This window comes from Pseudomonas asplenii, assembly GCF_001293465.1.
Lineage (GTDB): Bacteria > Pseudomonadota > Gammaproteobacteria > Pseudomonadales > Pseudomonadaceae > Aquipseudomonas > Aquipseudomonas fuscovaginae_B.
This window is the reverse complement of the sequence record NZ_JSYZ01000015.1, coordinates 273,390-298,201: the sequence shown is the minus strand read 5'-3', so window position 1 is coordinate 298,201 and position 24,812 is coordinate 273,390. Positions and strand designations below refer to the sequence as shown.

At 63.1% G+C, this 24,812-nt stretch carries 26 protein-coding genes and 1 pseudogene; 10 read left to right on the top strand and 17 right to left on the bottom strand.

Annotated features, from left to right (window positions below):
* Positions 1-66: 66 nt before the first annotated feature.
* The 5 genes and pseudogenes from PF66_RS20120 to PF66_RS20105 all read right to left on the bottom strand — a co-directional run bounded on the left by PF66_RS20120 (position 67) and on the right by PF66_RS20105 (position 4,392).
* Positions 67-1,560: a YifB family Mg chelatase-like AAA ATPase gene (locus tag PF66_RS20120; RefSeq protein ID WP_054063625.1), complete on the bottom strand. Its 1,494-nt coding sequence runs from the start codon at positions 1,558-1,560 to the stop codon at positions 67-69.
* Positions 1,561-1,659: 99 nt separating this feature from the next.
* The gene (locus PF66_RS20115; RefSeq protein WP_081009889.1) at positions 1,660-1,878 is read right to left on the bottom strand and encodes a type II toxin-antitoxin system VapC family toxin; all 219 of its coding nucleotides are present in this window, start codon (positions 1,876-1,878) and stop codon (positions 1,660-1,662) included.
* A gap of 7 nt (positions 1,879-1,885) precedes the next feature.
* Positions 1,886-2,590 carry a methyl-accepting chemotaxis protein gene (locus PF66_RS34000; protein ID WP_425357909.1) on the bottom strand — a complete coding sequence of 235 codons (705 nt, stop codon included), beginning with the start codon at positions 2,588-2,590 and terminating at the stop codon, positions 1,886-1,888.
* A gap of 387 nt (positions 2,591-2,977) precedes the next feature.
* Positions 2,978-3,496 (bottom strand): annotated as a pseudogene (locus tag PF66_RS33995) (MCP four helix bundle domain-containing protein); the annotation flags it as partial.
* Positions 3,497-3,582: 86 nt separating this feature from the next.
* Positions 3,583-4,392: an EAL domain-containing protein gene (locus tag PF66_RS20105; RefSeq protein WP_081006120.1), complete on the bottom strand. Its 810-nt coding sequence runs from the start codon at positions 4,390-4,392 to the stop codon at positions 3,583-3,585.
* Positions 4,393-4,615: 223 nt separating this feature from the next.
* On the opposite strand from PF66_RS20105, the gene PF66_RS20100 reads away from it, so the two are divergent.
* On the top strand, positions 4,616-5,638 hold the full coding sequence (locus PF66_RS20100) for an AraC family transcriptional regulator (protein WP_054063623.1): 1,023 nt from the start codon (positions 4,616-4,618) through the stop codon (positions 5,636-5,638).
* A 7-nt stretch (positions 5,639-5,645) separates the two neighbouring features.
* Positions 5,646-6,680, top strand: a complete 1,035-nt coding sequence (locus tag PF66_RS20095; protein ID WP_054063622.1) for a helix-turn-helix transcriptional regulator — start codon at positions 5,646-5,648, stop codon at positions 6,678-6,680.
* On the opposite strand, the gene PF66_RS20090 is transcribed toward PF66_RS20095, so the two are convergent.
* From PF66_RS20090 to PF66_RS20070, 5 genes are all read right to left on the bottom strand, one after another.
* Positions 6,667-8,481 carry a monovalent cation:proton antiporter-2 (CPA2) family protein gene (locus PF66_RS20090; RefSeq protein WP_054063621.1) on the bottom strand — a complete coding sequence of 605 codons (1,815 nt, stop codon included), beginning with the start codon at positions 8,479-8,481 and terminating at the stop codon, positions 6,667-6,669. The two genes, PF66_RS20095 and PF66_RS20090, sit on opposite strands and share 14 nt — an antisense overlap.
* Before the next feature lie 76 nt (positions 8,482-8,557).
* Positions 8,558-9,202: a hydrolase gene (locus PF66_RS20085; protein WP_054063620.1), complete on the bottom strand. Its 645-nt coding sequence runs from the start codon at positions 9,200-9,202 to the stop codon at positions 8,558-8,560.
* 280 nt (positions 9,203-9,482) lie between these two features.
* Complete coding sequence (locus PF66_RS20080) at positions 9,483-11,123, bottom strand: GMC family oxidoreductase (protein WP_054059373.1); 1,641 nt, start codon at positions 11,121-11,123, stop codon at positions 9,483-9,485.
* Positions 11,120-11,629 carry a sorbitol dehydrogenase family protein gene (locus PF66_RS20075; RefSeq protein WP_239688020.1) on the bottom strand — a complete coding sequence of 170 codons (510 nt, stop codon included), beginning with the start codon at positions 11,627-11,629 and terminating at the stop codon, positions 11,120-11,122. The genes PF66_RS20080 and PF66_RS20075 overlap by 4 nt, the downstream gene beginning before the upstream one ends.
* A gap of 15 nt (positions 11,630-11,644) precedes the next feature.
* Entirely contained in the window at positions 11,645-13,069 is a 1,425-nt protein-coding gene (locus PF66_RS20070) for a cytochrome c (protein ID WP_241494407.1), read from the bottom strand.
* Positions 13,070-13,543: 474 nt separating this feature from the next.
* Here PF66_RS20070 and PF66_RS20065 point away from each other — a divergent pair, with 474 nt between their 5' ends.
* Complete coding sequence (locus PF66_RS20065) at positions 13,544-15,184, top strand: methyl-accepting chemotaxis protein (RefSeq protein ID WP_054059370.1); 1,641 nt, start codon at positions 13,544-13,546, stop codon at positions 15,182-15,184.
* 57 nt (positions 15,185-15,241) lie between these two features.
* Here PF66_RS20065 and PF66_RS20060 read toward each other — a convergent pair whose 3' ends face one another.
* Positions 15,242-15,502, bottom strand: coding sequence for an accessory factor UbiK family protein (locus PF66_RS20060; protein WP_017901766.1), 261 nt, complete (start codon positions 15,500-15,502; stop codon positions 15,242-15,244).
* 406 nt (positions 15,503-15,908) lie between these two features.
* Between PF66_RS20060 and glnK the strand changes: the two genes are divergently transcribed.
* The 4 genes from glnK to sutA all read left to right on the top strand — a co-directional run bounded on the left by glnK (position 15,909) and on the right by sutA (position 18,693).
* Positions 15,909-16,247, top strand: coding sequence for a P-II family nitrogen regulator (gene glnK, locus PF66_RS20055; RefSeq protein ID WP_002555808.1), 339 nt, complete (start codon positions 15,909-15,911; stop codon positions 16,245-16,247).
* A gap of 35 nt (positions 16,248-16,282) precedes the next feature.
* Complete coding sequence (locus PF66_RS20050; protein WP_054059368.1) at positions 16,283-17,623, top strand: ammonium transporter; 1,341 nt, start codon at positions 16,283-16,285, stop codon at positions 17,621-17,623.
* Positions 17,624-17,835: 212 nt separating this feature from the next.
* Positions 17,836-18,261, top strand: a complete 426-nt coding sequence (locus PF66_RS20045) for a secondary thiamine-phosphate synthase enzyme YjbQ (protein WP_054063619.1) — start codon at positions 17,836-17,838, stop codon at positions 18,259-18,261.
* A gap of 102 nt (positions 18,262-18,363) precedes the next feature.
* Complete coding sequence (sutA, locus tag PF66_RS20040; RefSeq protein WP_017901763.1) at positions 18,364-18,693, top strand: transcriptional regulator SutA; 330 nt, start codon at positions 18,364-18,366, stop codon at positions 18,691-18,693.
* Between the two features lie 85 nt (positions 18,694-18,778).
* Here the strand turns inward: sutA and PF66_RS20035 are convergent, their stop codons facing one another.
* The 6 genes from PF66_RS20035 to lptM are packed head-to-tail and all read right to left on the bottom strand — an operon-like array spanning position 18,779 to position 23,383.
* Positions 18,779-19,489: an HAD family hydrolase gene (locus tag PF66_RS20035; protein WP_054059366.1), complete on the bottom strand. Its 711-nt coding sequence runs from the start codon at positions 19,487-19,489 to the stop codon at positions 18,779-18,781.
* Entirely contained in the window at positions 19,486-20,385 is a 900-nt protein-coding gene (gene xerC / locus PF66_RS20030) for a tyrosine recombinase XerC (RefSeq protein WP_054059365.1), read from the bottom strand. The genes PF66_RS20035 and xerC overlap by 4 nt, the downstream gene beginning before the upstream one ends.
* 2 nt (positions 20,386-20,387) lie before the next feature.
* Positions 20,388-21,113, bottom strand: coding sequence for a DUF484 family protein (locus PF66_RS20025; protein WP_054059364.1), 726 nt, complete (start codon positions 21,111-21,113; stop codon positions 20,388-20,390).
* Positions 21,114-21,126: 13 nt separating this feature from the next.
* Positions 21,127-21,957 (bottom strand): diaminopimelate epimerase, encoded by an 831-nt coding sequence (dapF, locus tag PF66_RS20020; RefSeq protein WP_054059363.1) that lies wholly within the window; start codon positions 21,955-21,957, stop codon positions 21,127-21,129.
* Positions 21,958-21,961: 4 nt separating this feature from the next.
* Complete coding sequence (gene lysA, locus PF66_RS20015) at positions 21,962-23,209, bottom strand: diaminopimelate decarboxylase (protein WP_054059362.1); 1,248 nt, start codon at positions 23,207-23,209, stop codon at positions 21,962-21,964.
* A 9-nt stretch (positions 23,210-23,218) separates the two neighbouring features.
* The gene (gene lptM, locus PF66_RS32165; protein WP_081006013.1) at positions 23,219-23,383 is read right to left on the bottom strand and encodes an LPS translocon maturation chaperone LptM; all 165 of its coding nucleotides are present in this window, start codon (positions 23,381-23,383) and stop codon (positions 23,219-23,221) included.
* 200 nt (positions 23,384-23,583) lie between these two features.
* Here lptM and cyaY point away from each other — a divergent pair, with 200 nt between their 5' ends.
* The 3 genes from cyaY (at position 23,584) to rnk (ending at position 24,811) form a co-directional block, all read left to right on the top strand.
* Complete coding sequence (gene cyaY, locus PF66_RS20010) at positions 23,584-23,916, top strand: iron donor protein CyaY (protein WP_054059361.1); 333 nt, start codon at positions 23,584-23,586, stop codon at positions 23,914-23,916.
* 2 nt (positions 23,917-23,918) lie between these two features.
* Positions 23,919-24,140 (top strand): DUF1289 domain-containing protein, encoded by a 222-nt coding sequence (locus PF66_RS20005; RefSeq protein WP_425357908.1) that lies wholly within the window; start codon positions 23,919-23,921, stop codon positions 24,138-24,140.
* Positions 24,141-24,397: 257 nt separating this feature from the next.
* Positions 24,398-24,811 (top strand): nucleoside diphosphate kinase regulator, encoded by a 414-nt coding sequence (rnk, locus tag PF66_RS20000; RefSeq protein WP_054059360.1) that lies wholly within the window; start codon positions 24,398-24,400, stop codon positions 24,809-24,811.
* Position 24,812 lies beyond the last annotated feature (1 nt).

Here is a 24,812-nt window from a genome sequence, read left to right as displayed (position 1 = left end):
GGAGCGTGGCTTGCCCGCGAATAGGCCCTCAACCTCACCGCAGTACCAGCCACTATCCCGGCCATATCAGGCACTACTGGGCCGGTACTGCAACGCCTCGGCCAGATGCTCACGGCTGATTCCCTCTACCTGCTCCAGATCCGCCAACGTCCTTGCCACCTTCAGCAACCGATGCGCTGCCCGCAGCGACAGGGTCAGGCGTTCGCAGGCTGTCTCCAGCCACGTTTCATCGGCTGTGGATAACTTGCAGTGCTGGCGCAATCCCTGCAGATCGAGAAAGGCGTTGGCGCACCCTTGGCGTTGCTGCTGGCGCCGGCGAGCTTGCGCCACCCGTTCGGCCGCCTTGGCCGTGGTGTTTCCCGGCTCCTTGACCGGGCTCAACGCCGTGGCCTCGCGGGCTACCGTCAAGTGCAGGTCGATACGGTCCAGCAACGGGCCGGACAGCTTGTTGCGATAACGCTGGATCTGCTCCGGGGTACAGCGGCAGCGGTTGGTCGGGTCGCCAAGATATCCACAGGGGCACGGATTCATTGCCGCCACCAACTGGAATCGAGCGGGAAAACGTACCCGGTCGCGGGCGCGGGAGATCACGATATGGCCCGACTCCAGCGGTTCGCGCAGCACTTCCAGTACCTTGCGGTCGAACTCCGGCAGTTCATCGAGAAACAGCACGCCATGGTGGGCGAGGGTGATCTCGCCTGGACGCGGTCTCGATCCACCACCGACCAGCGCCGGCCCGGACGCCGAGTGGTGGGGCTGGCGAAACGGCCTCTGCGGCCAACTGCTCAAGGGCACATGACTGGCGACCGACTGGATCGCTGCCACCTCCAGCGCCTCATGCTCGTCCAGCGGCGGCAACAGCCCGGGCAGCCGGCTGGCCAGCAGCGTCTTGCCAGTACCCGGCGGGCCGCTGAACAGCAGGTTGTGCGCACCGGCGGCGGCGATCAGCAAGGCGCGCTTGGCGGCCAGTTGGCCCTGGACTTCGCTCAGGTCCGGGTAGGGCTTGGCCTGGTGCAACAGGCCGTTGGATTCGAACGGCTTGATTGGCGCGTGGCCGTTGAGGTGGGCGACCAGTTGCAGCAGATGATCGACGGCAATCACCGTCAGCCCACTGGCCAGCGAGGCCTCCTCGGCATTGGCCAGCGGCACCACCAGCGTACGCCCGGCCGCACGGGCCGCCAGCGCTGCCGGCAACACCCCTTGCACCGGGCGAATGGCACCGGAGAGCGCCAGCTCGCCCAGGCACTCCATGTTGTCCAGTGTCAGCGCCGGAACCTGGATGCTGGCCGCGAGAATGCCCAGGGCGATGGCGAGATCGAAGCGCCCGCCGTCCTTGGGCAGGTCCGCCGGAGCCAGGTTCAGGGTGATGCGCCGGGCGGGAAAGTCGAGGGCCGAATTGAGAATCGCACTGCGCACCCGGTCCTTGCTTTCCTTCACGGCGGTTTCCGGCAGGCCGACCAGGGTCAGGCTCGGCAGGCCATTGGCGAGGTGGGTTTCGACGGTGACGGCAGGGGCTTCCACCCCGACCTGGGCGCGGCTGTGGACGATGGCCAGGGACATGTTTCTTCCTTGAACGTGGCGCGGGTTTGCTACGGTCCTGGAAGGCTAGACGAGTGAGGGGCGGAGCTGGGGGGCTTTGTGTGTCGAGACGATTCGTCTTTACACGATAAGCGTATGCGGGTAGGCATGCATCGCACTGTCATGCGTCACCAGGCTCATCCCTTCGGCAATTGCCTGAGCCACCATGATCCGATCAAACGGATCGCGATGGTGGTTCGCCAGCGTGCCGACGATAAGCCCGTGCTCTGCGGTAATGGGAAGTTCAAGGTAACCGGCATCCAGCAGGGCTCTGCGCAGCACGGCTGGATTGATGCTCACCTCTTGCTCAGAGCGTAAACCGCCCTATCGTGACATTGAGTTCGCCGGCCAGTTGCGCCAGCGTCTGGCTGGCCCCGGTGGTCTGGCTGGCGCGCACGGCGGACTGGGCGGAAAGGTCGCGAATGCGCACCAGGTTCTGGTCGACTTCCCGGGCCACCTGGGCCTGTTCCTCCGAGGCGCTGGCAATCACCAGGTTGCGTTCGTCGATCTCCGCCCCCGATTTGACGATGCTCGACAGGGCCTGGTTGGCGGAGGTCGCCTGGCTATGAGTGTGCTCGGCTTGCGAGGTGCTCAGTTCGAGCGCCTTGACCGTGTTGTGCGTGCCGACATGCACCTGCTCGATCATGCTTTCGATCTCTCGCGTGGACTCACCCGTGCGGTGCGCCAGGCCGCGAACCTCGTCGGCGACCACGGCGAAGCCTCTGCCGGCTTCGCCTGCCCGTGCCGCTTCGATCGCTGCGTTCAATGCCAGCAGGTTGGTCTGTTCGGACACGGCGCGAATGACTTCCAGGACCTTGCTGATCGCCTGCGTATGAGCCGAAAGCAACTGGGCTTGCGCGGAGGCGTCACCTACATTGCCCACGAGATGGGTGATCGAGGCCAGCGTCACGTTGAGTTCCTCCTGGCCTGAGCGGGCGGCGCTGTTGGAGGAGCGGGAGGCTTCGGAGGTCGAGGCGGCGTTTCGAGCGACCTCTTCCACGGCCTGGGTCATTTCCGTGACGGCGGTGACCGCCATTTCGATCTCAATATTCTGTGAGTTCAGGTCTGCATGGCTGTCGCGCATCAGCGCATTCAGCTCCTCGGCGGCGGAGCCCAGTTGATTGGCGGCGGCGCCAATCTGGTTCAGCATCGTGTGCAGATTGCCACGCATACGCTCCATCGACTGGAGCAGCAAGGCGGCCTCGTCGACACCGTCGATGTCCGCGGCGAATTTTCGCAGGTCGCCGGAGGCGATTTTTTCCGAACTGCCCAGGGCCTGGCCAATGGGGCCTGCCAGGCTGACGATCAGGCGCCAGGCGAGCATCAGCGTATACAGGAGCGACATGACCAGGACGCTGCCGATCACCCACCGGGCACTGCTGTAGGCGGCTTCAGCCGCAGCGGACGCTTGCGCCTTGGAGTCGTCGTTTATCTTTTCAAGTTTCTTAAGCTGTGCCTTGATCTGCTCGGCGGTCGCCACCATTTTGCCTATGATGACTTCCTGGGCCTCTTCGTGCCTGCCGTCCTTCAACAGCTTATAGCCCACTTCCGTGTCTGCGTTGTACGTGGCAAATAGCGCAACAATGCTGTCGACCGCTGATTTTTCCTCTCCGGTACTGATGAGCGGGCGGTACAGGTCGACTGCCGTATTGAACAGTTTCTGCTTTTCCAGAACCTTGGCATAAGCTTCGGGCAGTTTTGCCTGGCCTACCGACAACAAGCGGACCACGTCGGTCCTGGTGTTCGAGAAGGCCAGTGCTATGTCGTCACCCAGTGCAATACCGGGCAGGGAGTCGTTCTCGATTTTCTGCCCTTCTTCCCTCACCTTGGCGATCTGCATCAGGCCGAAAATACCCAGGATCAGGACAATCAGGACAATCGAGCAGAAGCACAGAAGGACCCGATTGGCGATTTTCATTTTTCGCAGCAACATGTATTACCTCGATTCAATGGTCAAAAATCGGATAGTGACGAGATCATCAGGATGTCCTGCCGGGCGTTACATCAATTCGGATAATCTTCGATGACACACTCTCTGGGTATTCCCGGCAAAAAACGCTGGGGCCTGCCGACGAGAAATCCCTGCATCCACGTCGCAGCGCAGTTCACCAGGCGCTCGGTATCACGATCGAATTCCACACCTTCGGCAATCACATGGGGCGCCAATGTCTTGCACAGTCCCACCAAATGCCTGAATGCATCACCCGCTACTTCGCAAGTTCGGGCGCGCTGCAAGTAACCCTTGTCGATCTTGATAATGTCCGGCGATGCCGTGCGGATGAATTCAAGAGTGCTGAAACCGGAACCAAAGTCGTCCACTGCCAGCAGGCAGCCCAAACTTCGCATGCGAATGACAAACTCGGCTGCAGCGTCGTGATTTGACGAAGCGCTTTCCGTTATTTCAATAACGAGTCTTTCAGCAAGTCCGGGCTCGGCCTTGAGTTGCAAGATGATGCTGCGCCACTTTTCGTCCAGCGCCGCACTTTGCGCAGATATATTGCAGCCCAGGCGTATGTCTGGATAACTACGCAACATGTCGAGCACACTCGACACCACACAATGATCGAGGGCCCTTATGCACTTCCTTTCTTCCAGGACTGGAAACGGGTCGAGCTTCAGGGGGCCAGCGCAGTGCCTCAGCAACCCTTCGTAGTACAGATTGGTATTCGACTCGACCGACATGATCGGTTGGAACGCGAGGAAAAAACGGCCCTGGGCGAGTTCGTCGTAGAACCAGTGAACAAAGTCCGGCGTTTCTTCGGACGAGACGCTACAGAACTCCAGGTCGGAATTCATGTCTGTGTGAGAGACCACTGGCATTACCTCCGCCGGTAACAGACATCTGTGTACTTGATGGGCACGACACCGCTGGGAATGGTGGGAGATGGCTATAAGCTATCATTTGGGCAATGATCACACCGGTGCATTACCTTGCCTAGTGTCTTGAGATCCTTTTATTATGTCCGCTCGCGCAAGTCACCCTCGATAGTTTGGGCTCAGGCGGTACGTGGTCGATAAAAGATCCCCAGGGTGAGCAATGTCTGAAATTGCAGCGAGTGAATCTACTGAAATAACCCAGGCGACCTCGAAGAGAACTCCCAGGATAAAAGAGTTTTCTGATTTATATAAATCAAGACTTTCCGAGTTGCTCGAGCAGAACAAAATGGATTTTTCCCGGGTCTATCGTTTCCTTGACGAGGCCTACGAGTGCACAGGGGACATCGATATCGGTCTTGTCGCCTATCAATACGCCAAGCCGTATTTCCTTGGCGTTCCAGGTTACTCGGTGATGTCCAGCCCCACGATTGGCGTCGCGCTGGAGCGTCTGGTGAAATACTATCCGCTGATCACGGATGCATCATTCATCAGCCTGGAAGAACGATTCGAAAAGCTTGCCATTACCGCGCGTCCCAAGGGTTCGTCCGGTTCCCAGGTTCCCCGGTACATCATCGATGCCGCCGCCTCTGGTATTCTCGGGCTGGTTCATTGGCTCGCTCATCCACTTGAAGTCCAGCCGAGTCTGGTGGAGTTGCCTTATCCAAGACCTGTCGATACGACAAGTCTTGAGCGCCTGTTTGGTGACTGCCTGCATTTCGAGACCGCGCATCTTGGCTTGTCGTTCAGTCAGGATATAAAGAAGGCTCCGGTGTTTACCGGGAACCCTGTCTTTGAAGATATTCATTGCCGATATGCGGATGCGCTGTTGGAAGAGCAGATCAACGGTTCGTTGGTCGAGAAGGTTCGTTCAGTGTTTTCCGCAGGGGTTGCCGAGGGAAGACTGCCCTCGCTTCAGGCGGTGGCGCTCGGCCTGCGCGTGAGTGCACGAACGCTGCAAAAGTCCCTGGAGCGCGAAGGGGTGACCTTCTCCGAGTTACAGGAAAATCTGAGAAAGGAAATTGCCGGTAATCTGTTGTCCATCTCCACATTGAGCCTGAAGGAAATCTCCTCGATACTCGGATTTTGCCAGCCGAGCAGCCTGCACAAGGCCTGTCGGCGTTGGTTCGGCTCATCTCCCGGCCAGCTCAGGGCAACAAACTCCAGGAACCTGCAGGCTGACTGAATTATCCATGCCGACAATCGCCCCCACCTGCGCCCAAGTGGTACTGAGACTGAAGGAGCTGGCGCACTCCAGCTCTCATCGGGTCGACGACCTGCATGCTTCTCTGAGCGAGAGGGCAGCAGCTGGGCATCGGGTACGGATAGAAGATATTTCGAACTTCGTGGATATTCTTCAGCGCGACTCGAATAGCCCCGATATCGGTCTGGGCTGCCATGAGCTGTTCCATCCAGGCCAGCTCCAGTCTCAGCTCTACCCGGTGATGTGCAGTGCCACATTGGGCGAAGCCCTGACGAGTCTCTCGCAGTATTCGTCATTGTTATCGGATGGAGTGCCGCTGCTTATCCTGGAGGAATCCGAGTCCTATAGCGTCGTTTTCCTGAGGTTGGAGTTGCTGGGGCTCTGCAGGTCCTACATCGATTGCTATCTGGCCACCATCCTGGGCATCGTCCACTGGCTGCTCCCCTTGCAAAGGGTCGTGCCGGTCGCGACAGCCGTGAGTTATGACGCGCCGTCCGACCGCCATGAGCTGGAGGCTCTTTTCGGCAGGAATCTGCGGTTTTCCAATCTGGTCAACAAGATCACCTTCTCCGCCAGGGACTGGCACCAGAGGTTGCCGACTGCCTCCCTCGAGCTGAAACTGCATTATGAGCGCCTGCTCAACGCCGAGCTTCAGAACACGCCGGTGAAGATGTCGTCGGTGGTGAAGAACCATATCGTCGTGGGCTTGGCAAAGGGCATTGTCGTTTCTCTGGAGAGTATCGCGAGTGCCCTGAACCTGACCCCACGAATGCTGCGCAACCGGCTGGATGATGAGTTGACCGGCTTTCGCCAGCTTCTGGACGAGTGCCGCTTCCAACTGGCCAGCCACTTGATCGGCGCGACGGGTCAGGGCCCGGCGACGATTGCGCAGAGTTTGGGATTCACTGAGATCAGCAGCTTCTATCGCGCCTGCAATCGGTGGTTCGGCTGCTCTCCCGGCGTCTATCGCCTGAAAGCAGCCCGGGCACGTTCGCCCCGGGCTGAAACGGTCAGTTCCCTTTGATCTGCTCTGCCTCATCCGTATCGCTGGCAAACAAGCGCGCCAGTTCCACCCGCGCTTCCTGGGCGGTCTGCATGACCTTCGAGCGGTCGCCACGTACCAGGTGCTGGGCCGCCAGGGTCTCTTCGTCGTGGGTCATGAACTGCCGGATGCGGCGTTCCGCCTGAGCTGAGCCAAGGCCCAGGCCTTCCAGGGCACGGCGGGTCATTTCCAGGCTGGAGTAGTAGGTTTCGCGTACCGGCTCGGCACCGGCATCGAGCAGTTGATGCACGTGCTGGCGGTTGCGCGCGCGGGCCAGGACCTTGACCTGCGGATACAGGCGCTGCACGGTTTCTGCGGCCTTCACCGCCTTCTCCGGGTCGTCCAGCGCGACGATGAAATACTCGGCCTCACCGACCTTGGCGGCGCTGAGGATTTCCGGGCGCAGCGGGTCGCCGTAGAACACCGGCACGTGCTCGAAGTTGCGGGTCATCTCGATGGTATCGACCGAGGTGTCCAGGCCAATGAACGGGATGCCCTGGGCATGCAGGATGCGTGCGACGACCTGGCCGACGCGGCCCATGCCGGCGATGACCACCCGCGGGCCGTCGCTCTTGATCTTGCGCAGTTCTTCCGGCACTTCCCGGGCCTGCTGTGGCGGGGCCTTGATGAAGCGGGCGCAGGCCATCAGCAGCAGGGGAGTGACGGCCATCGACAGGGTGATGGTCATGATCAGGGTGTCGTAGGTACGGGTGTCGAACAGGCCGAGGTTCTGGCCGAGCTTGAACACCACGAAGGCGAACTCGCCGCCCGCGGCCAGCACCATGCCCAGGCGCAGGGCGGCGATGCGCGACAGGCCACCGGCCATGCGTCCGACGAACATCAGCAGCGGCAGCTTGATGACGATCAGCAGCAACGTCAGGCCGACGATCAGGCCAGGGTTTTCGAACAGCAGCGGCAGGTTCGCGCCCATGCCCACGCTCATGAAGAACAGGCCCAGCAGCAGGCCCTTGAACGGCTCGATCTGCGATTCCAGTTCGTGGCGGTATTCCGAGTCGGCCAGCAGCAGGCCGGCGAGGAACGCCCCGAGGGCCATCGACACGCCGGCCAGTTCCATCAGCCAGGCGGTGCCGATCACCACCAGCAGTGCGGTGGCGGTGGCGACTTCCGGCAGGCCGGTGCGGGCCACGGCGCGGAACAGCGGACGCAGCAGGTAGCGGCCACCGACCACCACCACGGCGATGCTGCCGAGGACCTTGAGGCCATGGACCAGGCCGCTTTCGCCGGTTTCCTGCACGCCGGTGACCGCCAGCAGCGGCACCAGGGCGATCAGCGGGATGGCGGCGATGTCCTGGAACAGCAGGATGGCGAAGGCGAGTCGGCCGTGGGGGCTGTTCAACTGGCGGCTCTCGGCCAGGCTTTGTAGGCCCAGCGCGGTCGACGACAGGGCCAGGCCCAGGCCGAGCACGACCGCCGCCTGCAGGCTCTGGCCGAAGGCGGCCATGGCCACGGTGCCGATCACCAGGCCGGTCAGCAGCACCTGGGCCAGGCCGACGCCGAACACCGCCTTGCGCATCAGCCAGAGACGCTTGGGCGACAGTTCCAGGCCGATGATGAACAGCAGGAACACCACGCCCATCTCGGAGAAATGCGCGACGTGTTCAGCATTGCCCATCAGCTTCAGCACTTGCGGGCCGATCAGCACGCCGGCCAGCAGGTAGCCGAGCACGGCACCGAGCTGGAGGCGCTTGGCCAGGGGGACGATGATGACGGCGGCCATCAGGAAAATGACCGAGGCCTGCAACAGGCTGCCTTCATGGGGCATGGGAGAATTCCCTTTCTTCAGTGAGACGGTGGAAGCCCGCCAGCAGTGCAGCCTGGCGGGCCTGTGTTCGCAGGGATCAGCCCAGGGTGCGTTGTGGGGCCTTGTGCACCATGGTGTAGGCGTAGTCGACGCCCATGCCGTAGGCGCCGCTGTGCTCGCGCACCAGATCCATCACGGCATTGTAAGTGTCCTTGTGGGCCCAGTCGCGTTGGTATTCGAGCAGCACCTGCTGCCAGGTCACCGGAATCGCGCCGGCCTGAATCATCCGCTGCACGGCCATGTCATGGGCTTCCTGGGTGGTGCCGCCGGAAGCGTCGGTGACGATGTACACCTCGTAGCCTTCGGCCATGGCTTCCAGGGCCGGGAACGTCAGGCAGACCTCGGTCCACAGGGCGGCCATGATCAGCTTCTTGCGGCCGGTGGCTTTCACTGCTTCCACCAGCTTCCTGTCTTCCCAGGAGTTCATCGAGCTGCGCTCGATCGGTTGGGCGCCCGGGTTCACGCCCAGCAGCTCCGGCCAGATGTAGCCGCTGAAGCTTTCGGTTTCCACCGAGGTGTAGATCGTCGGCACGTTGAAGATCTTCGCCGCCTTGGCCAGGCCTACGGTGTTGTTCTTCAGCGTTTGACGGTCGATCGATTGCACGCCGAAGGCCATTTGTGGCTGGTGGTCGATCAGGACCAGGGCGGAGTTGGTTGGGTTCAGCAGTTCGCGGTTGGACATGATTGAGTTCCTTTTTGAGTCGATAAAGTGGGTGAAGCGAATTCGGCACCGGCCTGGCGTTTTGCTCAGTGGCTGCGGTATGGGTGTACTTTAGGGGTGATCCATGATCGAGACAATTAGGCAGAAATGAGAATGATTGATTCTAAAATGGGGACAATATTTTCAAGGCTCGAATGACTGCTGAACCAGCCTGGCTGGGCCTTTGCGAGAGGGGAGTCGGGAGAGGGAGGACGTGACAGGCCAGGGCGGCCTGTCACGTCGGCTGCTGCGGGATCCGGCGTTACGCCTGGAAGTCCTTGAGCAGTTGATCGGCAATACGGATGCTCAATGCGGCGCCGGTCAGCGTGGGGTTCACGCAGGACGACGACGGCATCACGCTGGTGCCGGCGATGAACAGGTTGGCGTGGTCATGGGCGCGACAGTCACGGTCGACCACCGAGTTCTTCGGATCGTCGCCCATGATGGTGGTGCCCATGATGTGCTGGCGGTTCTGGAAGCCCACGTCGGTGCTGAGGATGTCGGCGTCGAGCAGCTTGGCGAACTGCTTGAAGTCCTCCAGGGCCTTTTCCTTGCCGGCGTGCCAGTAGTCCGGGACGCTGTAGTAGATCTCCGGCACCGGCAGGCCGATGGCGTCGAACTTGGTCTTGCTCGGCGTCACGCGGTTTTCCGGCAGCGGCAGGGTCTCGAAGTCCACCGCCCAGTTCAGCGAGCGCGCCGATTGCAGGCGGATCTGCTCGTCGAGTTTCGAGCCGAGCACGCCCTTGGCGATCAGGTTGCTGGTGATCTGCGAGGTGGGCACCGTGTTGCGCACCTTGATCTTGTAGCTCGGGTAATCCTTGCGGAACCCGCCGTCGCGGCTGTTGAGGTACACCAGCAACTGGGTCGGGCCTTCGCCGGGCCACATGTCTTCCTTGGTCATCACGTTCATGCTGATGCCGGTGTGGTCCATCAGGTTGCGACCGACCTGATCGGACGAGTTGGCGATGCCGTTCGGGTACTTCTCCGAGGTGGACATCAGCAGCAGCTTCGGCGATTCGATGCCGTAGGCCGCCAGCACGAAGTAGCGGGCGGTCAGGCGGTGCTGGGTTTTGTCCGGGCGCATGTACCAGATCGCGCTGATCTTGCCGTCGTCGCCAGCCTCGATCTTGTACACCACTGAGTTGTCCAGCAGCTTGGCGCCATGACGCTCGGCTTCGTCGATGTGCATGGAACCATCGTACTTGGCGGCAATCGGGCAGACCGGGTTGCAGTTGTTGTTGCCGGCGCATGGCGGCCGCTTGCCGTAGGGGCGGGTAGCACGGCCGTTGGGTTCGAGGATCGGGTTGTAGCCGCCCTTGCTCAGCATCGTCGACAGGCGCTTGAACATGTAGCTCGGCTTCAGGCCCGCCATCGGGTAGGGGATGGAGCGTGGCGGGAAGGCCGCGCCGCCCTGGCCGCTTTCGTCCTGGCCGTCGACGCCGGACACGCCCAGCTCGGTTTCGGCGCGGGCGTAGAAGGGTTCCAGTTCGTCGTAGCTGATCGGCCAGTCACGCCCGCGCCCGTACAGGCTGTTGAGGCGGAAATCGTTGGGCAGCATGCGCCACAGCGATGAGCCGAAGTGCCAGGTGGTACCGCCGACCACGCGCAGGTACGAGGTGTTGTATTTTACCGGGCCGACCTGCTGCAGGTAGTCGCCATAGGTGGAGGGCGCGTGCGGCAGGCTCGGGTACGGCGAGCCGGCGCCTTGCAGCTTGGCGTTGGCCAGCGACAGCTTGACCGGGGCGTTGCGGAAGGTTTCGACGATGTCGCGGCGGTTCACCCGAGGGCCGGCCTCGAGGACGATCACGGACTTGTTGGCCTTGGCCATCTCGGCGGCGATCAGGCCGCCCATCACGCCTGAGCCGATGACGATCACGTCGGCGTCGTACGCAGCACTGCTCATAGTTGGGTTTCCTGTCTATCGGTTGGCTTGTTGCCCCAGGAGTCGGGGCCACCGCCGTAGGTGGGAATGGCGAGGATGCCGTGGGTCGGGGCGTACATCAGCGCCTCGGAGTAGCTGACCAGTTCGGCGTCGGCCAGCTCGCCGACGATGCCCAGGTACCAGGCGGAGATGATGCTGGTGGCGGTCGCCTTCAGCGACGCATCCGGGTTGGGCTGGGCCAGGTATTCATCCACGTGCTTGAAGCCTTGCGTGGCGATCAGTTGGCGCAGGGCGCCGACGTTTCCGGCGAAGTTCGGCGCACGCTTGCTCAGCGCGCGGTAGTAACGCGCCGCCAGCACCGGGTTGACCGGGCGGCTGACGAGGAACTGCGACAGGGCGATGAAGTCCTGATCGTCCGCCGCCAGTACCGATTGCCACGGCGCGAGGCTGCCGACCAGGGCGGCCAGGCCCAGGGTCACCGAACCGCGCAGCAGGCTGCGGCGGGAGAGGGTGTGCTTGTCAGTCATCGAAGTTTCCATGGTTCAGGCCTCCAGGCGCCGACGACGAGCCTTGAACCTGAACAACGCCAGGATGACCAGCAGGCCGAGAATGATCAGGCCCGGCACGCTGTACTGCGCCAGGACGGCGAGTGGCGCCTTGGGGCCGCCTTCGCGCACGCGCGCCACGTCGGCGGCGGTCACGGTTTTTTCCGGGTTGCCGTAGTGGGTCAGCACGTAGTTGCTGACATCGGCGATTTCATGGTCGCTGAGGCGGTCGGTGTAGAACGCATTGGGACCGAAGCCCGGCATGTCGATGGCGACGCCGTCGACCTTGCGGTGCACGCCATGGACGATGGTCGCGATCAGGTTGTCGGCACGGCTGGTGGCGGTGTTGTGGAACAGTGACGGGTACTCGCGGTTGCCCTGGCCGTTGGCCTGGTGGCAGTTGGCGCAGGTGCCGCTGAAGGTGTGCCAGCCCGGGTTGTCCTGCGGTTTGCCGCCGCGCAGGGTCAACTCATCGCTGGAAGCCTGGCCGAAGGTGTGGCGGGCCTGGCGCTCGCCGCCGTCGACCGGAGTGGTCTGAAGCAGGTAGGCGGCGATGGCCTTGAGGTCGTCATCGCCCAGGTATTGCAGGCTGTGTTCGACCGCCTCGGCCATCGGCCCGGCGGCCTGGGCCTTGCCCTCGACGTGGCCGGTGCGCAGGTAGGCGACGATTTCGTCGCTCGACCAGGCGCCGATGCCGCTGGTCTTGTCCGAGGTGATGTTCGGCGCGAACCAGGCGCCCAGCGAGCCGCCGGACAGCGCCTTGTCGTTGTTGGCGGCCATCAGCACGTTGCGCGGTGTGTGGCAGGTGTCGCAGTGGGCCAGGGCGTTGACCAGGTAGTCGCCGCGGTTGACCTGGGCCAACTTGGCCGGATCCGGGGTGAAGCGTTTGTCACTGTGGAACAGGGCGTTCCAGCCGATCATCGAGGCGCGGATGTTGAACGGGAAGTCCAGCTGGGTCTTGGGGCTTGGGGCATCCACCGGTTTCACTTCATGCATGAAGTACTGGTAGAGCGCGGCGACGTCGCTGTCGGTCATCTTCGCGTAGGAGGTGTACGGCATCGCCGGGTACAGGTGGGTACCGTCCGGCGTCACGCCGTCGCGTACGGCGCGGGCGAAGTCCGCCTCGCTGTAGTTGCCGATCCCGGCGCTTTTGGACGGGGTGATATTGGTCGAGTAGATCACGCCCATGGGCGAGTTCAGCGGATAGCCGCCAGCGAACGCCTTGCCACCGGCACTGGTGTGGCAGGCCACGCAGTCGGCGGCCACAGCCAGGCGCTTGCCCGCCGATGCGTTGGTATCGAGCGCCTCGGCGTGGGCCCCCAGGCTGACGGCCATCAGGGCCAGCCACCCGGCCAGGGTATTGCTTATGGGTCTTGCCTTCTGAACGCCAGGCAACAGCCGACCCATCCTTTGCGGATGCATGTGTAACTCCTCACGGTTTGACTTGCGCGCGTGACGCCCGGTTCGTGTCATTTTCGTGACCGAACAACTGGTGTCGTACGACATCGTATGTTTGCGATTAATATTTCACATGCTGTAACATTTAACAACGATAATGGCAAAAAGCCATCACGTATTTGTTTCAGTAAATGGCTCTGGAATGCATGTTTCAGAAGGTAGGCGGCCTGCCGTGTCGTGCGCGCGACGCGGGGGGCGAGAAGGAAGTGATCCCATCAAGCTTGCGGGAAAAACAGGTGTTCGGCTTGTGCGTTTGTGCTGTGGTACGACGTCGTTGGCTGAATGACCTTGCCATGCGCCAGGCGTGTCCGTGTTGTTGTCGGGCGGACTCGAGCAGCGAAGGCATCCCCACACAGGCCCGTCACCCGGTTGTACGCGGGGGCAGGGAAATGCACACATGAACAGGGACGCTCTACCGGCGCCCACAAGGATCCACCGATGAACTGGCTCAACGATGCAAAGCTTTCGACCAAACTGATCTCCTCCTTTTTCCTGTGCGCGCTGATCACGCTCGCCGTGGGCATGCTTGGCATCAGTGGCGTTTCCGCACTGTCGGCGCGCCTGCAGGCGGTGTTCAGCAACAACCTGGTTTCGGTCGCCAACACCTCGCAGACCAAGACCAAGGCGGTCGGCCAGACCCGTGACATGTACCGGCTGTATGTCGCCACCGCGGGCAATGCCCCGCAGAGCGTCAAGGATGAGTTCCTGGCCTCGATGAAAGCCAACCAGTTGGCCAGCGAGCAGGCGTTCGCCGCCTACCGCAAGGGGCCGCTGGCCGAGGACGAGCGCATTGCCGGTGACCAGATGGCGCGCGACTGGCCGATCTACCAGGCGCTGGTGCAGCGCTATGTGGCGATGATGGCGGCGGGCGACCTGGAGAACGGCCGCGTCTTGCTGCTGGGTGACCTGCAGAAGGCCTACCGCAAGGTCATGGACCAGTTGACCATCATGATCGACTCCAACGATCGCCAGATCAGCGAGGACGCCAAGGCGGCGGCAGCCCAGGAGGCGACGGCCAGGGCGGTGCTGTACAGCGGTATCGGCATCGCCTTCATCGCGGCCGTGCTGCTGGGCTTTTTCATCAGCCGCCTGATCAGCCGGCCGATCGCCACTGCGGTCGACTGTGCCCAGCGCATCGCGGAGGGCGACCTGACCCAGCGCATCAGCAGCCACGGCCGCGACGAGGCCGGCCAGTTGCTCAAGGCCCTGGGCGACATGCAGGACAGCCTGAAGAACACCATCCAGCAGATCGCCAGCGCCGCCGACCAACTGGCGTCCGCCGCCGAGGAACTGACGGCGGTCACCGATGACGGCAGCCGGGCGCTGACCCGCCAGAATGACGAAATCCAACAGGCCGCCACCGCCGTCACGGAAATGACCTCGGCGGTCGAGGAAGTGGCGCGTAATGCCGTGTCGACTTCACAGGCTTCGCAGTCGACCAGTTCGCAGGCCAGCAGCGGGCGCGACCAGGCCCGCAGCGCGGTGCAGGCGATCAACAACGCGACCCGGGAAATCACCTCGTCCACCGGCCTGGTGAAGGACCTGGCGGTGCAGGTGCGCGATATAGGCCAGGTGCTGGACGTGATTCGTGGTATCGCCGAGCAGACCAACCTGCTGGCGCTCAACGCGGCCATCGAGGCGGCCCGCGCCGGTGAGCAGGGCCGCGGCTTTGCCGTGGTCGCCGATGAGGTACGGGCCCTGGCGGCGCGGACCCAGGCGTCCACCGGCGAGATCGAGGCCATGATTCATGCGGTACAGGACCGGGCCGACAGCGCGGTCGAGGCCATGGGCAAGAGCCAGGCGCTGGTCACCGAGACCCAGGATCTGGCGCGGGCCACCGGTGAGGCGCTGGAACAGATTGCCGACGGCATCGCGCAGATCAACGACCGCAACCTGGTGATCGCCACCGCGTCCGAGGAGCAGGCCCATGTGGCTCGCGAGGTGGATCGCAACCTGGTGAACATCCAGGATCTTTCGACCCAGACTGCCGCCGGGGCGAATCAGACCAACGCGTCGAGCCAGGAACTGTCGAACCTGGCGCTGTCCTTCAACTCGCTGGTCAGCCGTTTCCGGCTCTGATTCCACTGGGCCGTCCGGCCCGGTTTGTCGCCTGGCGCCATAACGGCGCCGGGTGCTTCATTCCTGGGTGGGCGCCAGCCGTGCTTCCAGTTCGGCGACCTTCGCCTCCAGGCTCTCCAGGCGCGCACGGGTGCGGGCCAGGACCACCATCTGGCTATCGAATTCTTCCCGGCTGACCAGGTCCAGCTTGCTGAAACCGCTCTGCAGCAGGGCCTTGAACTGGCTTTCGATTTCGTTGCGCGGCAGCGGGCTCTCGCCATTGAACAGGCGGGAGGCTTGACCGCTCAGGGCGTCGAGGAAGTCTTTGGGCGCGAGCATGATGTGGATTTCCGGATACAGGGTCGGCCCAGTGTACCACGCAGTGTCTATAGTGATTTTCGTGGGCGGCGGTGCACGCTTTTTGCGCAGGCCGCCGGGCGCCCGCGCACCGTTGTTGTGCGTGCCATTGGGGCGTGGCGCGGCTTTTCCCTGGCCATGAGGGGCAAGAGCTTGAAAATCATGGGTTTTGCAGAGATGGCAAGGTTTCTGCTTAGACACTCATGACCCATGCACTGATGCAGTCGCTGTGACCAGGCAGTGCGGCGGGCTCGGCCAATCGGCAACGGTTGGCTGACGTCGACGGGCTGATCAGGGCTGACGGCGCGTTACAAAGCCAGGCACTGCGCTTAGACTTGAGTCGGGTTTGTTTTCCTGGGGCAAGTCCACCAATTCGGGAGAGAGTTTCATGAAGCTAGTCACTGCCATCATCAAGCCGTTCAAATTGGACGATGTGCGCGAGTCGTTGTCCGAGATCGGCGTGCAGGGCATTACCGTCACTGAGGTCAAGGGCTTCGGTCGGCAGAAAGGCCACACCGAGCTGTATCGCGGCGCGGAATACGTGGTCGACTTCCTGCCCAAGGTGAAGATCGACGTCGCCATCGACGACAAGGATCTCGATCGGGTTATCGAGGCGATAACCAAGGCCGCCAACACCGGCAAGATCGGTGACGGCAAGATCTTCGTGGTCAATCTGGAACAGGCTATTCGCATCCGTACCGGCGAAACCGATACCGACGCCATTTAAGCCGCCCAAACCCCAACGCCCCAGGAGAAAACAATATGACTCTGCGTAAATTCGCAGGGCTAGGAGCCCTGTTGTCCCTAATAATGCCAGCCATGGCCATGGCGGCGGATCCTGCTCCCGCGCCCGTGCTCAATGCCGGTGACACCAGCTGGATGCTGACCTCCACAGCCCTCGTGCTGTTCATGACCATTCCGGGCCTGGCGCTGTTCTATGGCGGCATGGTGCGTTCGAAAAACATTCTTTCGGTGATGATGCAGTGCTTCGCCATCACCGGCCTGATCACCATCCTGTGGTTCATCTACGGCTACAGTCTGGCGTTCGACAGCACCGGGATGGAAGCCGGCGTGGTCAATTTCAATTCCTTCTTCGGCGGCATGAGCAAGGCGTTCCTGGCCGGTATCACGCCTGCCAGCATCACCGGTCCGGCGGCGTTGTTCCCCGAGGCCGTGTTCGTCACCTTCCAGATGACCTTCGCCATCATCACTCCGGCGCTGATCGTCGGTGCCTTCGCCGAGCGCATGAAATTCTCCGCGATGCTGATCTTCATGGGCGTCTGGTTCACTCTGGTCTATGCGCCGATTGCGCACATGGTCTGGGGCGGCGCCGGTTCGCTGCTGGGCGACTGGGGCGTGCTGGACTTCGCCGGTGGCACCGTGGTGCACATCAACGCCGGTATCGCCGGTCTCGTGGCCTGTCTGGTGCTGGGCAAGCGCAAGGGCTACCCAACCACTCCGATGGCCCCGCATAACCTGGGCTACACCCTGATCGGCGCGGCCATGCTGTGGGTCGGCTGGTTCGGCTTCAACGCCGGTTCCGCTGCCGCGGCCAACGGTACCGCCGGCATGGCGATGCTGGTGACCCAGATCGCCACCGCCGCTGCCGCGCTGGGCTGGATGTTTGCCGAGTGGCTGACCCACGGCAAGCCAAGCGCACTGGGCATCGCCTCGGGCGTGGTTGCCGGCCTGGTTGCCATTACGCCGGCTGCCGGCACCGTCGGCCCGATGGGTGCACTGATCATCGGCCTGGCCGCTGGCGTGGTGTGCTTCTTCTGCGCCACTTCGCTCAAGCGCAAGCTCGGTTACGACGATTCCCTGGACGCCTTCGGCGTGCACGGCATCGGCGGTATCCTCGGCGCGATCCTGACCGGTGTGTTCGCCGCTCCGTCGATGGGTGGCTTCAACGCCGCGACCACCGACGTGGCCGCCCAGGTCTGGGTACAGTGCAAGGGTGTTGGCTTCACCGTCATCTACACCGCGATCGTCACTTACGTGATCCTGAAAGTGCTGGATGTAGTGATGGGCCTGCGGGTGACCGACGAGGAAGAATCGGTCGGTCTCGACCTGGCACAACACAACGAGCGCGGCTACAACCTCTAAGCGCCTCGGAAAAAAATGCCCGGCTTGCCGGGCATTTTTTTGTCCGGATTTTGTCCATGCGAAAAGGCCTGAAAGGATTTATCCAGAGGCATTGCGGACAAAACACCGGGCCCTGTTCCCATGGGGCAATGGCTTACAGCATGGCAGGCGTATTAGGCGCTTTGCTTTTTTCCTGAGCGCGCTAGAATGCGCGCCGATGGGCGGAGAACTGTATGTGGCAACAGACACTGATCACCTTGCGGGCCAAGCCCCGGGGTTTTCATTTGGTGACCGATGAGTTGCTCGCGGGCCTGCCTGAACTCAAGGCATGTCGGGTCGGTCTGTTGCACTTGTGGCTGCAGCATACCTCGGCCTCGTTGACCATCAACGAGAATGCCGATCCGGCGGTTCGTCGCGACTTCGAGCGTTTTTTCAATCGACTGGTCCCGCAAGGCGACCTCGACTATGAACACAACGACGAAGGTGCGGACGATTTGCCGGCGCACTTCAAGGCCAGTTTGCTAGGCTGTCAGCTGACTTTGCCGGTAACGGCGGGGCGGCTGGCGCTGGGTACCTGGCAAGGCGTCTATCTTGGCGAGCACCGCGATCATGGCTGTGCCCGTAAAGTCCTTGCCACCCTTCAGGGTGATGGGGCATAAGCCGCTGGACACCAGTGGATGTTGATTTTTTTCCGGCAGCCTTCGACAGTCGGCATAGCTGGGCTATAACTAATCTGCTTTTCGCAAGTCATGAGGTAGAACATGAGCGACGATGATCTGGAAAACGATGACCTCGAAGTAGGTGACGAAGACGAGAACGAAGAAGGCCTGGAAGCGTCTGCAGAAGACGTGGACGTTGCCGACGACGATGGCGGCGACGTTCCTGCTCCGACCTCCAAGGGCAAGGCCAAGGCTGCGGTATCGGTCGATGAGCTGCCCAGCGTCGAGACCAAGAACAAGGAGCGCGATGCTCTGGCGCGGGCCATGGAAGAATTCCTGGCGCGCGGCGGCAAGGTGCAGGAAGTGGAGGCCAATGTGGTCGCCGATCCGCCCAAGAAGCCGGATAACAAGTACGGCAGCCGCCCTATCTGAGTGGCGCTATCTGCTTGTCGAAAAGCCCGCCGTCGCTGCGGGCTTTTTCATGCCTGGGATTCGGGCCTGGCGCCTCTGCGTGGGCCTATCGGGTCGTGGTGTTCCAAGCGGTCAGCAGGGCGGGCAGTTCGGTGAGGCTGCGAATCTCGGCATCCGGGCGGCGCTCGGCTTCCCAGGCCTTGCCCGCGGGGTTGTACCAGACCGCCCGCAGGCCCGCCTGCTGGGCCCCGGCGATGTCGTCGCCGGGATGGTCACCGATATGCACCGCGGCGCTGGCGGCAATGTTGCCGCCGCGCGCCAGGGCCTCGTGGAACAGCCGTGCATCCGGCTTGGCGATACCTATGTCCTCGGCGCACAGGGCAAAGCGGAAGTAGTCGGCCAGGCCCAGGCGACGCACGTCGGCGTTGCCATTGGTGACCACGCCGAGGGCGAAGCTGCTGCCCAGGGCTTGCAGGGTCGGCTCGACCTCGGGGAACACGTCGATCTGGTGCCGCGCGTGGATGAACACCTCGAACGCCTCGTCGGCCAGCACCGTCGCCTGCGCCTGGGGGTAACCGGCTTCCTCCAGGGCATGGAACAACACTCGGCGGCGCAGGGCGCTGATCCGGTGCTTGAGTGTCGGCTCCCGGAGCAGCACGCGTTCGCGGATGGCCCACAGGTGCTCGATCGGGATGCCGCCGAGGTCCGGCGCATGGCTGGCCAGCCACTCGCGCAGCACGTTTTCCGCACTGTGGATCACCGGGGCGGTATCCCACAGGGTGTCGTCGAGGTCGAAGGTGACCAGCTCAATCGTCATTGCGAGGAATCCTTGCTGCGTTTGGCCCGGGGGTGGGCGCTGTCATAGACGGTGGCCAGGTGCTGGAAGTCCAGGTGGGTGTAGATCTGCGTGGTCTTGATGTCCGAGTGGCCAAGCAGTTCCTGCACGCCGCGCAGGTCCTGGGACGATTCCAGCAGGTGGCTGGCAAAGGAATGGCGCAGCATGTGCGGGTGCAGGTTCTGCCCCAGTTCGCGTTCGCCCGCGGCCTTGACCCGCAACTGGATGGCCCGTGGGCCGAGGCGCCGGCCCTGCTGGCTGACGAACACCGCATCGTCCGCCGGATTGCTCAGGGCGCGCAGCGGCAGCCACGCCTGCAGGGCTTCGCGAGCCTTGCGGCCGACCGGCAGCACGCGGGTCTTGCTGCCCTTGCCGTGGACCTGCACCAGGCCATCGGCGAGGTCCAGCTGGTCGAGATTGAGCCCGGTCAGTTCCGACAGGCGCAGACCCGAGGAGTAGAACAGTTCGAGGATGGCCTGGTCGCGATGGGCGAGGAAGTCGTCTTCCACGGCGCCATCGAGCAACTGCTGGGCGCGATCGGTGTCGAGGGTCTTGGGCAGCCGGCGTTCGCTCTTGGGTGGTGCCAGGCCGGTGGCCGGGTCGTGATCGCAGAGGCCTTCGCGATTGAGGTACTGGTACAGACCGCGTACCGCCGACAGCAGCCGCGCCAGGCTGCGCGAGGACTGCCCCTGCTGATGCAGGCGGGCGACCAGCCGGCGCAGTCGCTGGATATCCAGGGCGGACCAGCTGCCGAGCTGTTCCTTCTCGCAGAAGGCCAGGACCTTGTTCAGGTCGCGGCGATAGGCCTCGAGGGTGTGGGGCGACACCTGACGCTCACTGCGCAGGTGCTCGCAGTAGGCGTCCAGCTGTCGTTCCATGGCTAGCGTACCGAGCGCAGGGAGTGGGTGAAGCGCGGGACGACGCGGCCCAGGACTTCGGCGATATAGCTGAGGAACAGGGTGCCGACCGAACTCTTGTAGTGCTGCGGGTCGCGGCTGGCGATGGCGAGCACGCCATGCAGACCCAGGTGACTGATGGCGACCACGGCGGTGGAGCCGATCTGCTTGCGCTGTTCCTCGCCGAACAGGAAGTCCAGCTCATGTTCGCGCAGGCTGCCGCTGACGCTCTTGCCTTCCGAGAGCAGCCCGCCGATCGCCTGCTGGGCTTCGGCGCCGCTGACCCAGCGGCCCACCGGCATGGCGTTGTCACTGAACAGGATCAGGCTGACGAAGGGCACCTGGAAGTCCTGGCGCAGGCTGTCCTCGACGGCCATCACCAGGTCGTCGAGGCTGCCGGCGTCCATCAGGGCGAGGATCAGCCGGCGGGTCTTGTCGAACAGCCGGTCGTTGTCACGGGCGACGTCCATCAGTTGCGACAGCCGGTGGCGCATCTCGATGTTGCGTTCGCGCAGGATCTTCATCTGCCGCTCGACCAGCGACACCGTGTCGCCACGCTGATGCGGGATGCGCAGCGCCGGCAGCAGTTCCTCGTGGGTGACGAAGAAGTCCGGGTGAGCCTCCAGGTAGGCGGCGACGGCGGCCGCCTCAAGGCTCTGTTCTGGCAGTTCGTGGGGCTGTTCGGCTGGAACCTTGGGCTGGTCGGTCATGACGTTCGCTCGCTTATAGACGCACTTGTCCTTCATACACCCGCACGGCCGGTCCGGTCATCATCACCGGCTGGCCGACGCCCGCCCACTCGATGGACAGGCGTCCGCCGGGCAGGTCGATGGTCACCGGCGAATCCATCCAGCCCTGGCTGATGGCGGCCACCGCGGCGGCACAGGCGCCGGTACCGCAGGCCTGGGTTTCCCCGGCGCCGCGCTCCCAGACGCGCAGTTGCGCGCGATGGCGGTCGATCACCTGGAGGAAGCCGACGTTGACCCGTGCCGGGAAGCGCGGATGGTGTTCGATCTTCGGACCCAGCTCGTGGACGGGCGCCGCATTGATGTCGTCGACGCGCAGCACCGCATGGGGGTTGCCCATGGACACGGCGGCCAGCTCGACGGTGCGGCCATCGACCTCGAGCGGGTAGCTCAGGGCCTGGGCCGGTGCCTGGAACGGGATGTCCGCCGGCACCAGGCGCGGGGCGCCCATGTCGACGCTGATCTGGCCGTCCTGGCGGACGTCCAGTTCGATGATGCCGCTCTTGGTCTCGACGCGGATCCGGCGCTTGGCGGTCAGGCGCTTGTCCAGCACGAAACGGGCGAAGCAGCGCGCGCCGTTGCCGCACTGTTCCACTTCCGAGCCGTCGGCGTTGAAGATCCGGTAGCGGAAGTCCACGTCGGGGTTGCTCGGCGCCTCGACGATCAGCAACTGGTCGAAGCCGATGCCGGTGTGGCGGTCGCCCCACTGTTTGGCGTGCTTGGGCAGGATGTGCGCGTGCTGGCTGACCAGGTCGAGGACCATGAAGTCGTTGCCCAGGCCGTGCATCTTGGTAAAACGCAGCAGCATGGGGTTACTCCGGCAGCAGGCTTTCGCCAGCGTACAGTTCGGCCAGGGTTTCGCGGCGGCGGATCTCGATCACCTGCTCGCCATCGACCAGCACTTCGGCGGCGCGGCCGCGGGTGTTGTAGTTGGAGCTCATGACGAAACCATAGGCACCGGCCGAATGCACGGCCAGCAGGTCGCCTTCCTCCAGCGCCAGCTGACGGTCCTTGGCCAGGAAGTCGCCGGTTTCACAGATCGGGCCGACCACGTCGTAGGTGCGCGGCTGGGCATCCCGTGGGCGCACGGCGGTGACGTTCATCCAGGCCTGGTACAGCGACGGGCGGATCAGGTCGTTCATCGCCGCGTCGACGATGGCGAAATCCTTGTGTTCGGTGTGCTTGAGGTATTCGACCCGCGTCAGCAACACGCCGGCATTGGCGACGATGAAGCGGCCCGGTTCGAACATCAGCGCCAGGTCGCGGCCGGCGGTGCGCTCGCGCACGGCCTTGATGTAGTCGGCCACCTGCGGTGGCTCCTCATCGCGATAACGCACGCCGACGCCGCCACCGAGGTCGATGTGCTGCAGGTAGATGCCGCACTCGCCAAGACGGTCGATCAGCGCCAGCAGGCGGTCGAGGGCATCGAGGAACGGGTCCAGGCTGGTCAGTTGCGAACCGATGTGGCAATCGACGCCGAGCACTTCCAGGTTCGGCGACTGCGCGGCGCGAACGTAGGCCTCCTCGGCGTCGGCAATGGCGATGCCGAACTTGTTTTCCTTGAGACCGGTGGAGATGTACGGGTGGGTACCGGCATCCACGTCCGGGTTGACCCGCAGCGAGACCGGCGCACGTACGCCCATCTCGGCGGCCACCTGTTGCAGGCGCTCCAGTTCTTCGGCGGATTCGACGTTGAAGCAGTGGACGCCGACTTCCAGGGCGCGACGCATGTCCTCGCGGGTCTTGCCGACGCCGGAGAAAACGATGCGGTCGGCGCGGCCGCCTGCGGCCAGTACACGCTCCAGCTCACCACGGGACACGATGTCGAAACCGGCGCCCAGGCGGGCCAGCAGGTTCAGCACGCCGAGGTTGGAGTTGGCCTTGACCGCGAAGCAGACCAGGTGCGGTACGCCTTCGAGGGCGTCGGCATAGGCGTGGTACTGCGCCTCGATATGCGCGCGGGAGTAGACATAGGTGGGCGTGCCAAAGCGCTCGGCAATGGCGGACAAAGCCGCACCTTCCGCGAACAGCTCACCGTCGCGGTAGTTGAAAGCGTCCATGGTGATCCCTTACTCGTAGGTGTCGTGCTTGTGCGCCTTGCTCTGCGAGGACTTGGCCTGGTCGTTGGGGTTCTGGCCGTCATCGGGGAGGTACAACGGACCCTTTTGACCACAGGCGGAGACCAGGCAAGCGATCGCGAGGAGCGCAGCAAGGGAAGAGATCAGGCGCTTCATGGCGAAATCCTTTGTAAAAGCATTGATTGCGCCCGAGTATACCGGCCACCCGGCGGCTTGCCTATGCGAGCCGCCAGCCGGACGGTGGCAGGCCGATTCTTGGTGTCTCGTCGCCCCGGGCTGGTTATGCTTTGCAAACATCCGGCGACGCGCTTATCTTCGCCCGCCTGGAGTGACACGCATTTTTCGAGGTTTGTGCAATGAGTTTGACTGAAGCCCGCTTTCACGACCTGGTCGATAGCCTCCAGCAGAATCTGGAGGATGTGTTCGACGAGAGTGACCTGGATCTGGACCTGGAAAACTCCGCCGGAGTGTTGACCGTCAAGTTCGACGGCGGCAGCCAACTGATCTTCAGCCGCCAGGAGCCCTTGCGCCAGCTGTGGGTAGCGGCGCGCTCGGGCGGCTATCACTTCGACTATGACGAAGAGAACAGCCAGTGGGTCTGCGACAAGAGCGAGGAGCTGCTCAGCGAGATTCTCGCCCGGGCGACTTGGGAGCAGGCCGGCGTCAAGCTGGACTTCGACGAGATCTGATGGTGACGCAGCCCGCCGCTTCCGTCCGACCCGCCAAGCCGTTGTACAGCAATGTCAGCCCGGCGGTGCCTTCGCCCTGCGTGAGCCTTTGCCGGCTCGATGAGCAGAAAATTTGTATCGGATGTTTTCGGCATGTCGAGGACATCCGCGAATGGCGCTCGGCGGACGATGAGCGTCGGCGGGTGATCTGCGCGCAGGCCAGGACGCGCAAGGCTCAGGCCTGAGCCGCTCTCTGTAGGAGCGGCTGGCCGACGCTCGGTTGCCCGCGAAGCTTTTGGCGGCCTCAAGGTCCTCTTCGTGGGCAAACCCGCTCCTGCAGGGATAGCTGCCCGGTAGGGCTGGTACGCTGGGGGTGGCTTGTGTATTTACGCTGCTGTGGTAGTGTCCGGCTATACCCCGCACTGAAGCGGGAAGTGAGAACCCCGCCTTTCGTGGCGGGGTTTTGCTTTTATCGTGCAGAAAAAAGGAGTCTGCCTGGATCATGAGCACCGCACCTTCCATCATTCTTACCCGCCTCGACGTGCAGCGTCTGGAGCGCCTGATCGACAGCCTCGACGACTCGCTGCCGGGCGTCATCGCGCTGCAGGCCGAACTGGACCGCGCTGAAAACGTCGTGGGCCACGAAGAAGTGCCAGCCGGTGTCGTGACCATGAACTCCCGGGTGCATTGCCGCGAGGAAGGCAGTGGCAAGGACTACCGGCTGACCCTGGTCTACCCCCAGGACGCGAATGCCGACGAAGGCAGGATTTCGATCCTGGCGCCGGTCGGCAGTGCCTTGCTTGGCCTGCAGGTCGGCCAGCACATCAATTGGCCGGCCCCGGGCGGCAAGACCCTGAAGCTGGCCTTGCTCGACGTCGAATACCAGCCGGAAGCCGCTGGCGACTACCACCTCTGAA

What these genes read in the sequence shown, in the direction of transcription:
- PF66_RS20120 (WP_054063625.1), bottom strand. Translation starts at nt 1,560, where the DNA reads ATGTCCCTGGCCATCGTCCACAGCCGCGCCCAGGTCGGGGTGGAAGCC.
- PF66_RS34000 (WP_425357909.1), bottom strand. Translation starts at nt 2,590, where the DNA reads ATGACCCAGGCCGTGGAAGAGGTCGCTCGAAACGCCGCCTCGACCTCC.
- PF66_RS20100 (WP_054063623.1), top strand. Translation starts at nt 4,616, where the DNA reads ATGTCTGAAATTGCAGCGAGTGAATCTACTGAAATAACCCAGGCGACC.
- PF66_RS20095 (WP_054063622.1), top strand. Translation starts at nt 5,646, where the DNA reads ATGCCGACAATCGCCCCCACCTGCGCCCAAGTGGTACTGAGACTGAAG.
- PF66_RS20090 (WP_054063621.1), bottom strand. Translation starts at nt 8,481, where the DNA reads ATGCCCCATGAAGGCAGCCTGTTGCAGGCCTCGGTCATTTTCCTGATG.
- PF66_RS20085 (WP_054063620.1), bottom strand. Translation starts at nt 9,202, where the DNA reads ATGTCCAACCGCGAACTGCTGAACCCAACCAACTCCGCCCTGGTCCTG.
- PF66_RS20080 (WP_054059373.1), bottom strand. Translation starts at nt 11,123, where the DNA reads ATGAGCAGTGCTGCGTACGACGCCGACGTGATCGTCATCGGCTCAGGC.
- PF66_RS20075 (WP_239688020.1), bottom strand. Translation starts at nt 11,629, where the DNA reads ATGACTGACAAGCACACCCTCTCCCGCCGCAGCCTGCTGCGCGGTTCG.
- PF66_RS20070 (WP_241494407.1), bottom strand. Translation starts at nt 13,069, where the DNA reads ATGCATCCGCAAAGGATGGGTCGGCTGTTGCCTGGCGTTCAGAAGGCA.
- PF66_RS20065 (WP_054059370.1), top strand. Translation starts at nt 13,544, where the DNA reads ATGAACTGGCTCAACGATGCAAAGCTTTCGACCAAACTGATCTCCTCC.
- PF66_RS20060 (WP_017901766.1), bottom strand. Translation starts at nt 15,502, where the DNA reads ATGCTCGCGCCCAAAGACTTCCTCGACGCCCTGAGCGGTCAAGCCTCC.
- glnK (WP_002555808.1), top strand. Translation starts at nt 15,909, where the DNA reads ATGAAGCTAGTCACTGCCATCATCAAGCCGTTCAAATTGGACGATGTG.
- PF66_RS20050 (WP_054059368.1), top strand. Translation starts at nt 16,283, where the DNA reads ATGACTCTGCGTAAATTCGCAGGGCTAGGAGCCCTGTTGTCCCTAATA.
- PF66_RS20045 (WP_054063619.1), top strand. Translation starts at nt 17,836, where the DNA reads ATGTGGCAACAGACACTGATCACCTTGCGGGCCAAGCCCCGGGGTTTT.
- sutA (WP_017901763.1), top strand. Translation starts at nt 18,364, where the DNA reads ATGAGCGACGATGATCTGGAAAACGATGACCTCGAAGTAGGTGACGAA.
- PF66_RS20035 (WP_054059366.1), bottom strand. Translation starts at nt 19,489, where the DNA reads ATGACGATTGAGCTGGTCACCTTCGACCTCGACGACACCCTGTGGGAT.
- xerC (WP_054059365.1), bottom strand. Translation starts at nt 20,385, where the DNA reads ATGGAACGACAGCTGGACGCCTACTGCGAGCACCTGCGCAGTGAGCGT.
- PF66_RS20025 (WP_054059364.1), bottom strand. Translation starts at nt 21,113, where the DNA reads ATGACCGACCAGCCCAAGGTTCCAGCCGAACAGCCCCACGAACTGCCA.
- dapF (WP_054059363.1), bottom strand. Translation starts at nt 21,957, where the DNA reads ATGCTGCTGCGTTTTACCAAGATGCACGGCCTGGGCAACGACTTCATG.
- lysA (WP_054059362.1), bottom strand. Translation starts at nt 23,209, where the DNA reads ATGGACGCTTTCAACTACCGCGACGGTGAGCTGTTCGCGGAAGGTGCG.
- lptM (WP_081006013.1), bottom strand. Translation starts at nt 23,383, where the DNA reads ATGAAGCGCCTGATCTCTTCCCTTGCTGCGCTCCTCGCGATCGCTTGC.
- cyaY (WP_054059361.1), top strand. Translation starts at nt 23,584, where the DNA reads ATGAGTTTGACTGAAGCCCGCTTTCACGACCTGGTCGATAGCCTCCAG.
- rnk (WP_054059360.1), top strand. Translation starts at nt 24,398, where the DNA reads ATGAGCACCGCACCTTCCATCATTCTTACCCGCCTCGACGTGCAGCGT.